This window comes from Cohnella caldifontis (assembly GCF_029360585.1).
Classification (GTDB): domain Bacteria; phylum Bacillota; class Bacilli; order Paenibacillales; family Paenibacillaceae; genus Cohnella; species Cohnella caldifontis.
Genome location: NZ_JAQZSJ010000015.1, coordinates 88,620 through 101,038 on the forward strand (window position 1 = coordinate 88,620; position 12,419 = coordinate 101,038).

At 59.5% G+C, this 12,419-nt stretch carries 12 protein-coding genes; 2 read left to right on the forward strand and 10 right to left on the reverse strand.

Going from position 1 to position 12,419, the window contains the following annotated elements; translation table 11 throughout:
* The first annotated feature begins 6 nt into the window (after positions 1–6).
* Positions 7–711 (forward strand): hypothetical protein, encoded by a 705-nt coding sequence (locus PTZ19_RS18750; protein WP_276356656.1) that lies wholly within the window; start codon positions 7–9, stop codon positions 709–711.
* 456 nt (positions 712–1,167) lie between these two features.
* On the opposite strand, the gene PTZ19_RS18755 is transcribed toward PTZ19_RS18750, so the two are convergent.
* The 10 genes from PTZ19_RS18755 to PTZ19_RS18800 all read right to left on the reverse strand — a co-directional run bounded on the left by PTZ19_RS18755 (position 1,168) and on the right by PTZ19_RS18800 (position 11,176).
* On the reverse strand, positions 1,168–1,398 hold the full coding sequence (locus tag PTZ19_RS18755; protein WP_276356657.1) for a hypothetical protein: 231 nt from the start codon (positions 1,396–1,398) through the stop codon (positions 1,168–1,170).
* Between the two features lie 97 nt (positions 1,399–1,495).
* On the reverse strand, positions 1,496–2,047 hold the full coding sequence (locus tag PTZ19_RS18760) for a glycerol-3-phosphate responsive antiterminator (protein WP_276356658.1): 552 nt from the start codon (positions 2,045–2,047) through the stop codon (positions 1,496–1,498).
* Positions 2,044–3,702 (reverse strand): glycerol-3-phosphate dehydrogenase/oxidase, encoded by a 1,659-nt coding sequence (locus tag PTZ19_RS18765; RefSeq protein WP_422615017.1) that lies wholly within the window; start codon positions 3,700–3,702, stop codon positions 2,044–2,046. Before PTZ19_RS18765 ends, PTZ19_RS18760 begins: the two co-directional genes overlap by 4 nt.
* Positions 3,703–3,865: 163 nt before the next feature.
* On the reverse strand, positions 3,866–5,362 hold the full coding sequence (glpK, locus tag PTZ19_RS18770) for a glycerol kinase GlpK (protein ID WP_276356660.1): 1,497 nt from the start codon (positions 5,360–5,362) through the stop codon (positions 3,866–3,868).
* A gap of 132 nt (positions 5,363–5,494) precedes the next feature.
* Positions 5,495–6,337 carry an inositol monophosphatase family protein gene (locus tag PTZ19_RS18775; protein WP_276356662.1) on the reverse strand — a complete coding sequence of 281 codons (843 nt, stop codon included), beginning with the start codon at positions 6,335–6,337 and terminating at the stop codon, positions 5,495–5,497.
* A 116-nt stretch (positions 6,338–6,453) separates the two neighbouring features.
* Positions 6,454–7,290 carry a sulfite exporter TauE/SafE family protein gene (locus PTZ19_RS18780; protein ID WP_339329342.1) on the reverse strand — a complete coding sequence of 279 codons (837 nt, stop codon included), beginning with the start codon at positions 7,288–7,290 and terminating at the stop codon, positions 6,454–6,456.
* 129 nt (positions 7,291–7,419) lie between these two features.
* On the reverse strand, positions 7,420–8,190 hold the full coding sequence (fabI, locus tag PTZ19_RS18785) for an enoyl-ACP reductase FabI (protein WP_276356663.1): 771 nt from the start codon (positions 8,188–8,190) through the stop codon (positions 7,420–7,422).
* A 79-nt stretch (positions 8,191–8,269) separates the two neighbouring features.
* A complete protein-coding gene (gene uvsE / locus PTZ19_RS18790; RefSeq protein ID WP_276356664.1) occupies positions 8,270–9,268 on the reverse strand; it encodes a UV DNA damage repair endonuclease UvsE in 999 nt (332 codons plus the stop codon).
* A gap of 51 nt (positions 9,269–9,319) precedes the next feature.
* Positions 9,320–9,637 carry a hypothetical protein gene (locus tag PTZ19_RS18795; RefSeq protein WP_276356665.1) on the reverse strand — a complete coding sequence of 106 codons (318 nt, stop codon included), beginning with the start codon at positions 9,635–9,637 and terminating at the stop codon, positions 9,320–9,322.
* 72 nt (positions 9,638–9,709) lie between these two features.
* Positions 9,710–11,176, reverse strand: coding sequence for an MFS transporter (locus tag PTZ19_RS18800; protein ID WP_422615016.1), 1,467 nt, complete (start codon positions 11,174–11,176; stop codon positions 9,710–9,712).
* A gap of 125 nt (positions 11,177–11,301) precedes the next feature.
* On the opposite strand from PTZ19_RS18800, the gene PTZ19_RS18805 reads away from it, so the two are divergent.
* Complete coding sequence (locus PTZ19_RS18805) at positions 11,302–12,228, forward strand: LysR family transcriptional regulator (RefSeq protein WP_276356666.1); 927 nt, start codon at positions 11,302–11,304, stop codon at positions 12,226–12,228.
* The last annotated feature ends 191 nt before the right edge of the window (positions 12,229–12,419 follow it).

The following is a 12,419-nucleotide window of genomic DNA, read 5'->3' on the forward strand; positions in this document are numbered from 1 at the left end:
ACCCCGTTGCGAAAATGGGTTCATGCCATGATTTTGCACGCCCTCCCGAGCGGGTACAGCGCCAAAGAAATTTCCCGAATCCTTCAAGTTACCTATAAGACAGCATGGCTCATGTGCCATAAGATCCGTCATGCCATGGGACACTCGCTAGTGAAAGAGATTCTAACCGGAATCGTTCGAATCCAACCCGCCCGTTACCGTAGGACGATCATGCCGACCGCGGCATACCTGACGGAATGGACAAAAACGGTTTTGGGCGTTGCCCAGTTCAGCCGTCTTGGGGAAATCATGCAACTTCGGATCGTCAAGGTGGACGACGATCAAGTCCATAGACGGGTCGTTCAGCCGACGCCCATTCAAGCACTCATCAAGAAATACGTGGACCCCTCTGCGCCCGAACCCAAGATTGTCCCTCAGGATTACGGCCCTGAGAGGAATCGCAATCTAAACCGCGCGATCCTAGGAGCGAGGACGTGGATCAACAGCATGTTCAGCGGCGGAATCGGAGATAAGCACCTGCAAGCTTACTTGAATCAAATTTGTTATATATTTGGTGCAAATGACCACATCGCTCTTTTTCACAAACTATTGAACTTCAGTGCGATTACTCCAAGGATCACGGGTAAAGAGCTTACGCAAGGAATCGGAGACAGGCGGTTCGATCCGGCGGCAAGACGCTCTAGGCATGCCCGTCGATGGAACGCAGTCTAGAATTGCAAGTATACGATCCGGACATTCCAGATAATTTGGCCGGGATGCAAGTAAAAGGTAATTGGCCTCAGGATCTGTTTGCATGGATTAAGGTGGTTGGATTTAGGAATGAAAGGTTTTCGAAGAAAGTGTGGTTGGCACGGTACGCTCTTATGGTTGGTAAGCTGAGCACGGGGGGCTAAATCCGCGTGGGGCCAAACCGCGCTTTGGGTCGTCTCCCGGCAGGCACTTTCACGCGGTTAGGTCAACACTTCGATTCGCGGGCAATGTGGCCATTACTCGATCATTCGCTTATTTTGTCGTCATGTGCGCGCATCGTAACGCTTGGTGTCTTCATTGGCTGTGATGAACGGGCTCGTAACGCTTGCTGGCTTCATTGGCTGTGATGAGCGTGCGAACGTATCGCTTGTTAGCTTCACTTGATGTCATGCGCGTGCGTCGTATCGCTTGTTAGCTTTATTGGCCGCCGGAACGGTCGTCGTAACGCCCGTCGACTTCCTTCGCCATCGTCCGGTATTTGGCCGTTTCTTCGGCGACCGGGTCGCGTTCGGTTTGAATCCGAATTTCCCAACGCGGGGGAAGCCGCCTGACGGCCTCTTCCTGCGGGTTCGAAGATATCGGCTCTCCTTCGGTCAGCCTTTCGGCGAGCAGTCGCTCCGCTTCTTCCTGTTCTTTGTTCTTGTCCAAGTTCGTTACCCCCTTATTCCGCGCAGAGAGAGTTCGACTCCGCCAAACTCCCGGTTATAGGATGGACATTTCTGGCTATACTCACTCCGAAAGCTGATCAACTAACGTTCCAGAGCGGTCTGCGGGACGTCGTGACGGCCACGGCTCCGGCTTCGAGCGCCGACCGGACATCGTCCTCGGTTCGGATCAAGCCGCCCGCGATGACCGGAACGGCGGCCGCTTCCGCGAATTGTTTGATGATGACGGGCATAATGCCCGGGAGCAGTTCGACGAAATCGGGCTTTGTTTTCTCGATCTGCACGAAGCTGTTTTCCAATGCGGTCGAATCCAGCAGGAAAAAACGTTGGATGGTGATCAGACCCTTCTTCTTGGCCGTGAGCAACACGTTATTCCGCGTGGAGATGATCCCCGCCGGCCTGACTTCCTGGGCGAGAAACTCGGCGCCGTACTCGTCCGACTTCAGCCCGTCGATCAAATCCGCATGGAGAAGGATTTTTTTGCCGTTCTTCTCGGCTTGGGAGACGATCGACCGGGCCATGGCCACATGGACGTTCATGAGGACCACGTATTCATGGTCCGTCCGGAACGCCGCTTCCAAGTCCTTCAATTGCCGGATGGCGGGTATGATCTTCTGCTCGAAACGCTTCAAATGCGCCTGCTCCTCTCTTGAATTTTCCTATCCATCGCCTGTTCGTACCGGGCGATTTCGTCCTCCGTCCAGGAGTATTCCTCCGCCATGATTCGGATAACCTTCCGGTAATGGCGGCGGACCGTATCTACGGAGAAGAACAGCGCTCCGGTCCTTCGGATCAGGAAATCCTCGGGCAACGCGCACATCTCTCCGTCCATACCGTATCGCAATGAGACATAAAGGTCCAGCGGAATTTCATTTCGATGCGCGTCTTCCCGCACTTTAGGAACGAGGGCGAACACGGCGGGCGCATTCGTGCCGTAGCGCCGCGCCAGCCGTTCCGCTTCATCCCGCGAAAGGCCCAGCTCCATTCCCGCGGACGTCTGTTCTTTCACGAACGCCTCGAATCGGGCGGCATCGCCGCCGAAATCGCCTCCCGAAAGCGGCAGCGTCTTCGTCACGCTAGGCCCGAACGTCCCGCGGCCTTCCTGGGAAAGCTTGCGCGCCAGCAGGTCGGTGACGGTCTCGGCCATTTTGCGGTAACCGGTGAGCTTTCCTCCGGCGATCGTGATGAGACCCGAATGGGATTGGAAGATTTCGTCCTTCCGGCTGATCTCCGACGGCGACTTTCCTTCTTCGTAAATCAACGGGCGAACGCCCGACCATTCCGATTCGGCATCGGCGGTCGTTAGGCGTAGAGAAGGAAACATCTCATTCGCCGCTTTCACGATGTAATCGCGGTCTTCGGGCGTGACGCCCGGCTCGGAAGGATCCCCGACGAAGTCCGTATCGGTCGTTCCGACATACGTTTTCCCGTCCCGGGGAATGGCGAAAATCATCCGGCCGTCCGGGACGTCGAAATAAACGGCTTGGCGCAGCGGAAACCGACTCTGATCGAAAACCAAATGAACGCCTTTGGTCAGTCGCAGCGTTTTTCCTTTTCTTGACTTGTCCATTTCGCGGATCACGTCGACCCAGGGGCCCGCCGCGTTTACGATCTTTTGGGCTCGGATTTCGAACGTTTCCCCGGTCAACACGTTCTGGGCTTCGATCCCGTTCACCTGTCCGCGGTCATCGTACAGCAGCTGTGCCGCCTTGACGTAATTCAAGGCAACCGCTCCTTGCTCGACGGCCTTCTTGACGACTTCGATCGTGAGCCGCGCGTCATCCGTCCGATACTCCACGTAGTAACCGCCGCCAAGCAGTCCTTCCGTACGAAGCAGCGGCTCCCTATTCAACGTTTCCCGGGCGCTTAGCATGCTTCTTCTTTCTTCCCGTTTGACGCCCGCGAGAAAGTCGTACAGCCTGAGCCCGATGGAGGTCGTAAAACGCCCGAACGTGCCGCCCTTATAGATGGGCAGCAGCATCCATTCCGGCGTGGTGACATGAGGCGCGTTGCCGTAAACCACGGCCCGTTCTTTGCCGACCTCGGCTACCATCTTCACTTCGAACTGCTTGAGATAGCGCAGTCCTCCATGCACCAGCTTGGTCGAGCGGCTGGACGTACCTGCCGCGAAATCCTGCATGTCGATCAAGGCCGTCTTCATGCCTCGCGTCACGGCGTCGAGCGCGATTCCCGAACCCGTGATGCCGCCTCCGACCACCAGCACGTCAAACGTCTCGGAGGACATTTTCCGAATCCATTCTCCCCGGTTTTTTCCGGAAAAGGCGATGCTTGCATTCGAAGTTCCATTCATGGTTGATCTTCTCCTTTATTTCGGGAGGATGTCCCGGCTCCGCCAACAACGAAAAGAAGCCGCAAATACACCGCCGTCCTTTGGGGAGGCGATGCCGCGCGGCTTCTCCGAAACTCCTACCGAGTATGATGTTATGATTTCAAACCTTAAAGGCCATGGCGGCGTGGACGGCCGCCTTCCATCCCGCATACAGCTTCTCGCGGCGGTCCTCCGGCATCGCCGGCGTATAGCAGGCGGCGACTTCCCTCTGCCGCTGGATTTCGCCGGGATCGCTCCAATACCCGACGGCCAGGCCGGCCAAGTAAGCCGCCCCGAGCGCCGTCGTTTCGCTCACGACGGGACGCTCCACCGGCACGTTCAGAATGTCGCTCTGGAATTGCATGAGCAGTTCGTTCGCGACCGCCCCGCCATCGACGCGGAGCACCTGCAGCTTAAGGCCGGAATCCCGCCTCATTACGTCCAGCACGTCGCGGGTCTGATACGCGAGCGATTCCAGCGTAGCCCGCACGAAATGCTCCTTCGTCGTGCCCCGGGTGAGGCCGAACACCGAACCCCGCACGTCGCTGTCCCAATAAGGCGTTCCCAAACCGACGAACGCGGGGACCACGTACACTCCTTCGCTGGATTCGACCTGGGCGGCGGCCGTCTCGCTTTCGGCCGCGTCCCCGATTAGCCGCAGTCCGTCGCGCAGCCATTGAATGGCCGATCCCGCGACGAAAATGCTTCCCTCTAAAGCATATTCGATCCGGCCGTCGATGCCCCAGGCGATCGTCGTCAGCAACCCGTGCTCGGAGGCGACGGGTTCGGTTCCGGTGTTCATCATCATGAAGCAGCCGGTCCCGTAGGTGTTTTTCGCCATCCCTTTATCGAAGCACGCCTGGCCGAATAACGCGGCTTGCTGATCCCCGGCGATGCCCGCGATCGGAATGCGCCTCCCGAAGAAATGGTGCGGCACCGTGTACCCGTATTCTTCGGAAGAAGAACGCACTTCCGGCAGCAAGGAGGCCGGGACGCCGAGGATTCGGAGCAGCTCTTCGTCCCATTTCCGCTCGTAAATGTTGTACATCAGCGTGCGGGACGCGTTCGAGTAATCGGTTACGTGCCGCTTTCCGCCGGTCAGCTTCCAGACGAGCCACGTATCGATCGTGCCGAACAGCAGCTCCCCCCGTTCGGCCCTTTCCCGCGCGCCTTCCACATGGTCCAGTAGCCATTTGACCTTCGTACCCGAGAAGTAGGGATCGATCAGCAGCCCCGTTTTGCTCCGGAACAACGATTCATGCCCTTGCGCCTTCAACTCCTCGCAAATCTCGGACGTCTGCCGGGATTGCCACACGACCGCCCGATGGATCGGCATGCCGGTGACGCGGTCCCACACGACGGTCGTCTCCCGCTGGTTCGTGATGCCGACCGCCGCGATCTCCTCCGGCTGGATCCCGCTCTCCGAAATGACCCCCGCGATCACGCCCAGGACGGTCAGCCAAATTTCGTTCGCATCGTGCTCTACCCAGCCGGGCTGGGAATAATGCTGCTTGATCTCCCGCTGGGACATCGCGAAAACCCGGCCCGCCCGGTCGAACAATATCGCCCGCGAGCTCGTCGTTCCTTGGTCGATCGCCAGTACGTATCCGGATTCCAAAGCTCCGACTCTCCTCTCCGCGAAACAAAAAAGAACACAGACGTACCCGTAGATGCACACAGGGCGTCGTGTTCTCCGTTTCTCCGACGATGATTAACTTGCTTTTACTATAGCCTCGAACCGGCCTGCCTGTCAAACCGTTTTCAAAGCACCGATGAATTCCCCGTGAATCCGGCCGTTGCTGGCGGCCACGTTGCGCACCCCGAGATGGTAGGGCTCCCCGTTCATGTCCGTGATCGTCCCGCCGGATTCCTCGACCAGCAGCGAACCGGCCGCGATGTCCCATGCGTTCAGCCCGACTTCCCAAAAACCGCTCAGCCGTCCGGCCGCTACGTAAGCCAGGTGCAGCGCGGCGGAGCCCGCGACTCTCAGGTTCCTAACCTTCGGCGCAAGCGACTGGATGCCCTTCAGGTTGGCGGGCAGCGCTTGCAAATGGTCCGCGGGTAACCCGGTGGCGATCAAACTTCGGGAGAGTTCCCCGTCCTCCGACACTTTCATTTTGCGTCCGTGTACGTAAGCGCCCTTGCCTCTTTCGGCCAGGAACAATTCGTCCCGGACCGGATCGTAAATGACGCCGACGATCACCTGCCCATGGTGCGCCAGCGCGATGGACACGCAATAGAACGGGAAGCCGTGCACGTAATTCGTCGTGCCGTCGATCGGATCGACGATCCACAAATATTCCGCGTCAGCCGCGCTTTCCAGCGCCCGGGCCGAAGCCTCCGGTCCCGGCTCCACGCCTTCTTCCCCCAGAAAGGAGTGGTGGGGAAAATGGGTGGCGATCAGATTGCGGATCAGCCTCTCGGCGCCTTTGTCCACTTCCGTCACCAGATCGTGCTGCGAAAACTTCTGATCGAGTTGGGTGAAATTGCCGCTTCTGCTCTTCACCCATTCTCCGGCTTTCGCCGCGCAGTTAATGGCCACCGCCGTGAAGCTTTTGCCCCCTACGATGGTCTCCGGACTTTGATTATCCATATGCATCCCTCAAATCGCTTCGATCATGAAAAAAGATTACGCGATGAATGATATCGGTCAGTCGATAGTTTATACGAAACTCCGGCTTCGCGGTTGCGCGCCCAGTGGCGGATCTTCTACATTTCGGACGCGCCCTTGTAGATCAGATACACGGCCATCGCCAGCAGCGTCGCCCGGAGCAGCAGCATGAGCTGGCGGCCGGTGAGCTTGGAGGCGACGACGGCGCCGAGCCGTCCGCCCGCCAGGGCACCAGGCGCGAGCGCGGCGAAGAGCAGCCAGTCGACGTGCCCGTGCCATACGTGAACGGCGGAACCCAATACCGAGGACAGCAAAATGACGAACATCGACGTGGCCGAAGCCACATGCGGCGGGAACCGGAACAGCAGCACCATCAGGGGGACGAAAAGCGAGCCGCCGCCGATGCCGAACAGCCCGGAAGCCACCCCGACCCCGCATCCGATCAGCAGCGCGAGACCGGCATTATATCCGTATTCGTAACGGTTACCCGCTCCGTCCGTGAACGTGCGCTTGATTTTCCACTCCGTTTGCAAAGGGGCCATTCTCTCGCGGGCGATCATCAGGCCGAACATGACGAACATGAAGATCCCGAACGCCAGCTGGAACGGCCCTTGCGGGATCAGACGCGACACTTGGGCGCCGACCATGGCCGCCGGGCCGCTGGTGGCGAAGATCAGCCAGCCGCTGCGGAAGTCCACCTTGCCCTGCTTCGCATAGGTCCAGCTAGCGGACAGCGCCGTGAAAATCAGCACGGCGAGCGACGTCCCGACCGCCGTCTGCGCCGATACCGGCTCCCCGGCCAGCGCTTGTCCTGTCAGCACCAGAACCGGAACGGTGATGACGCCTCCTCCCAGTCCCACGATGCTGCCGAACACGGCCGATACGACCCCGATCGCGAACAAAATCAGCAAACTGCCCCACATGATGCCTTTCACCAGCTTTCCTTCATTCTCCTCACTGTACCACGACGCCGACCGGCCCTCAACTCCCGGTCACCGGCCTACAAAAAAAACAGCAGCCGTCATGGCTGCTGCTCTGGGATTGTCCGAGCTTCGTCCGAAAGCTCAAATCCCCATGATATGATAACCGTTGTCCACGTAGATGACTTCTCCCGTAATGCCGCGAGCCCATGGGCTCATGAGGAACAGCGCGGTGTCGCCGACCTCGGAGGCTTCCGTCGTCCGGCGCAGCGGGGCTTTCTCCTCGACCTGCTTAAGGATCGTATTGAAGCCGGCGATGCCCTTGGCCGCCAAGGTGCGGATCGGACCGGCCGAAATGGCGTTCACGCGGATATCGTGCTTGCCCACGTCGCCGGCGATATAGCGGACGGAGGCTTCCAAGGCCGCTTTGGCGACGCCCATGACGTTGTAGTTCGGCAGCACGCGTTCCGCGCCGAGGTACGTCATCGTCACGATGCTCCCGCCTTCGGTCATCAAAGGATACAGCCGCTGCACGACCGCCGTCAGCGAATAGACGCTGATGTCGTGCGCGAGCGCGAAGCCGGCGCGGGACGTCGCCACGTATTCGCCGTCCAGTTCCTCCGACTTGGCGAAGGCGATGCAGTGCGCCAGTCCGTGCAGAACGCCGACCTCTTCCTTCAACCGGGCGGCCAGCGCTTCGATATCCCCGTCGGAGCCGACGTTGCAAAGCAGCGTAAGCGAGCCGGGGATCGTGTCCGCCAGCTTTTTCACGCGTTCCTCCACCCGTTCGCTTTCGTATGTAAACACCAGGCGCGCCCCTTGGGACGCCAACGATTGCGCGATGGCCCAGGCGATGCTCCGCTCGTTCGCCACGCCCATGACCACGATATTTTTGCCTTCCAGCAATCCGCTCATTTTCTCGGCTCCTCCTCCGTGGATATGGAACGGCTGCCAAAAATGGAACCCGCAGCCTCCTTGTCCAACGTAACGCATTTCAGGAGCGTTTGCAATACACTTCGATGCCGGCCCCGCCCGTGACCGCGATCGGAGCGCCGTCGGCCTCCAATCGCTTCAGGTCCTCCATCAGCCGGAACAGGGACTCGTCCTTTCGCTTGGCTTCGATCATGACGTCGACGGCCGGCGTATCCGGCGCAACCCGGGTCAGGAAATCGACCAGCGGCAACGGGTCGACGTAATCGGCGTGTCCGCGCGGATCGCCGGCGTTTTTGGGGCTGGACGCGTGGATTTTGGGCGGCAGGTTGCCGCCGTAGCGGCGGTCCCACGTGCGGAGAATGCGGGGCCACAGCGCTTCCGCTTCGATGCCGCCCGGGTTGTTCACGGCATGATGATGCAAGTCCAACACCATGGGAGCGCCGACCCGCTCGCAAATGGCGAGGGTTTCGGACGCGGTGAACGTTTTGTCGTCGTTCTCGAGCGTGATTCTCCGGGCGATCCTGGGCTCGAGCTCGCCGAAATGCTCCACGAACCGCCGGCCCGCCGCTTCCTTATCGCCGTAGGTGCCGCCGACGTGGATGTTGCAGGTGGCCCGCTCGTCCAACCCCATCATTTCCAGCATCTTGACGTGATGGGCGAGGTCCTTCACCGAGCTGGCGTAAACCTCGGGCCGCGGCGTGCTGAGCACCGTGAAATGGTCCGGATGGAACGACAGGCGGATTTCGTGCTCCTTGGCGAACGCCCCGACTTCGGCGAATGCTTCGGCGAGCGGCGTATAAGGGTCCCAATCTTCGAGGTCGCCATGGGTCGCGAGCGGGATCAGCTTGGAGGTCAGCCGGTAGACGTGAACGTCCATGTACCGGTTATGCTTCAGCAAACGGAGCGTATTATGGAGATTTTCCCGCGCGATCGACTCCAGCCTCCGCAGGGCGGCCGGACGGTCGGCGAGCTTGGAGAAAGTTTTCATCGTCATCGTTTTCGACGGCGAGGCGTTCTCGAGCTGGACGGACATCGCCACGTAACCGAACCGGACTTTCATGGTAGAGCCCCCTTGGCCCGGCCGCGTCAAAGCGCGGCGACGGCGCCAAGGTTACTTTTGCTCCCCGAAAAACATTTCATGCGCCAGCGCCGTCTGCACGCGCGATTCTTCCTCCGTCAGCTTGCGGATGAGCTCCATTTCAACTTCGGTCACTTCTTCGCCCTGGAAATTGATCTCCGCGATCGAAGCCACGATGCGGACGATGGCGACCGCGGTGTTGTCCGGCGCGTAGGCGATCACCTTCTGGCCGGTCGGGTAGACGCGGAACTGCTTCTTCACCATTTTGCCCCGGCCATACTCCAGCAGCTCGTAGAGCTCCTGCTCCGACTTGAATTTGCATACCGAATTGAATTCCGTCTGGAAGCCCATGAGGGGTCCCTCCTCCTCTCGTTTGACTTATTATAAGCTTGCCGGAGGAGGAAAAGGAAGCGGGCGGACGGGTCAATCCCCGGCTTGCCGTACCCGGCTGAACACGAAGCGGTAAAAAACCAGAATGCCGATATGGGAGAGGGCCAGCACCGCGTATACGTTGCCGTAAATATAAGATTCCGGCTCGGCGTTGAGCGGATTCAGCGACAGGCCGGCCCCGTGGTCCGTCACTTTGCTGTAAATGCCTGCGGATACGGCGCTGCTGAGGAAACTCAGAAGCTGCATGAGCCCCATGCCCACCCCGGTCTGCTCCTTCGGCAGCGTCCGGGAAAGGGTGTTGGACAGGGCGATCCCGATGAACATTTGGCCGACGTTGCCGAACACGAGAAAAACCGAGATCCAAACCGGCGAGATTCCCGTGAAAGAGGACATCAAAGCGAAACAGACGATCAGCAGCCCGGACGCCGTCATGAACAGGAACGGATTGCCTTTCGCGTCCGCCAATTTGCCCCCCTTGCGCCCCAATAAAGCGGAGATGACGGCGGCCGGCACCATCGCGAAGCCGATCCAACCCGGCTCCAACCGGTGCACGTCGGCTAACAATTGCGGAGTCAGCAAGGAAAGGGAGAATCCGACTCCCATGATCAACACCGACAGGACAAGCCCCTGCGTATACTGGCGGTTCCGGAACAGCCGGGGCTGGACGAACGGTTCCTTCGCCGTCCGGATCCGTGCGAGGAACCCGATAAGAAACAGGGCGCTGCCAGCGGCGAGTTGCCATTCCCCCGTCGTGACGGCCAGCATCAGCAGCGCCACCGTGCCGGCAAGCAGGCCGCCTCCGAGCCAGTCGATCCGGCCTCCTCCGCCCTGCTCGTGATTCAAGTATTTCCGGTAAAACGGCAGCGTGAAGAGGACGAGCAAAGGGATGCAGAACAGCCAGCGCCAGTGGAGAAAACTGACGACCAACGCGGAAACGACGGGCCCGACGGCGTTGCCGGTCGCAAGGCCGGTCGCGGAGATGCCGAGCGCCCGACCGCGCGTTTCGGCGGGAAAATAGCGTACCGGGATGATCATCGCCGTCGCCGGGATCACGGACGCGCCGACCGATTGCAGAACCCGGGCCAACAACACCATCCAATAAGCTTGCGAGGCCAGCCCGACCAACGACCCCGCGAAGAAAAAGAACAGCCCGAACGTCAGCAGGTTTTTGAGTTTGAACGTATCGGCGAGTTTGCCGTAAATCACCGCCCCGATCGCGTAGATCAACAAATAAATGGCGGAAACCCAACTGACTTGGGAGAAAGGAAGCCGGAAATCCTCGCGGATTTCGGGTATCACGAAATTGAACATCGTCGCGCTCATCGAGGATAGGATCAAAGTGAACGCGAGCACGCGGATCAGTTTTTCCCCAGATTCCACCTGAGGAGTCGATTGCGGATCTTCCGGAGATTGCCGATGAAGCCGCGAGGGGCTCGGATCTTGCCGGTTTTGATGCGGGTTTTGCGGATTCGGTTGATGAAGCGGCTGTTCGATCGCCATATTCCTTGCCTCCTTACCACTCTTTGGTTAATAAGATATAATGGAAATCGTATATAGAAAAATATATGTTGAAGCATATATCCATAACTTCAGGTATATCGTTCTGACGTTCGGAGGGATGTTGAATGGAGCTCCTGCAGCTGCAATATTTCCAAACGGTGGCCCGACTGGAGCATATGACGAAGGCGGCGGAGGAGCTGCGCGTCGCCCAACCCGCGCTTAGCAAAACGATCGCCCGCCTGGAGTCCGATTTGGGCGTTCCGCTGTTCGACCGCACGAATCGGCAAATCCGGCTGAACGCGTTCGGCAGGGCGTTTCTAGGAAAAGTAGACACCGCGCTGGCGGCGTTGGAGGAGGGTCGGAAAGAGGTGGCCGATTTGGCGGGCATGGAGCGGGGAAGCATTCATTTGGCGACGAATACGCTGCACCGCGTAACCCATTCGTTGGGCGTTTTCCGCGCGCGGCACCCGGAAGTCAATTTCCGAATCGTGCAAGTTGCCCCCTCTTCGACGGAGGAGATGGTCCGCCTGCTGGAATCCGGCGAGGCCGATCTCTGTTTCACGGCCGCGCCCCTCGACCGGCCGGGGATCCGGGAGATCGCCGTATTGAACGCGGAAATATTGCTCGCCGTGCCGCCCGGGCACCGATTCGAAGGCACGGGGAGCATCCGGCTGGCGGATGCGGCCGGCGAGCCGTTCATCGAGTATCGGGCGGGGCATCCCTTCCGCGGCGCCAACGACGCGTTCTGCCAGAAAGCGGGGATCCGGCGCAACGTGGTATGCGAGGTCGAGGAACCGTCGGCGCTGGCGGAGCTGGTGCAGGCCGGATTGGGCGTCGCGCTCGTGCCGGGCAGGCAGGAGGCGAAGCAGCCGTTTTGGCAGGTGCGGATCGAAGAGCCCTCGTGGCATCGGGCTTTCAATCTGGCGTGGCAGGACAAACGTTACCTGTCCTTGGCGGCCCGCCGGTTCCGGGACTTTCTCGTCGAATATTTCGCCGAGCCGCCGAAAACATCTGCCGCTCCCGCGTCATCAAGATTGGATGCGGCCGAATGAATCGGCGATAGCGGTTGGCTCAGGATCCCGTTTGCCGGTGAAATCGTGGCACATCCTCCTTCGCCAACAACATCTTAGCCGGATAACCCAATCGCTCAGAATTGTCTTGATCCCCCAACTGGCAAAATGTAGACTGGAGTCGATAAATCATCCGCAATCAGGCGCGTGAAGCACACCGCCCTCGGCATCAA

What these genes read in the sequence shown, in the direction of transcription:
- PTZ19_RS18775 (WP_276356662.1), bottom strand. Translation starts at nt 6,337, where the DNA reads ATGGATAATCAAAGTCCGGAGACCATCGTAGGGGGCAAAAGCTTCACG.
- fabI (WP_276356663.1), bottom strand. Translation starts at nt 8,190, where the DNA reads ATGAGCGGATTGCTGGAAGGCAAAAATATCGTGGTCATGGGCGTGGCG.
- uvsE (WP_276356664.1), bottom strand. Translation starts at nt 9,268, where the DNA reads ATGAAAGTCCGGTTCGGTTACGTGGCGATGTCCGTCCAGCTCGAGAAC.
- PTZ19_RS18795 (WP_276356665.1), bottom strand. Translation starts at nt 9,637, where the DNA reads ATGGGCTTCCAGACGGAATTCAATTCGGTATGCAAATTCAAGTCGGAG.
- PTZ19_RS18800 (WP_422615016.1), bottom strand. Translation starts at nt 11,176, where the DNA reads ATGGCGATCGAACAGCCGCTTCATCAACCGAATCCGCAAAACCCGCAT.
- PTZ19_RS18805 (WP_276356666.1), top strand. Translation starts at nt 11,302, where the DNA reads ATGGAGCTCCTGCAGCTGCAATATTTCCAAACGGTGGCCCGACTGGAG.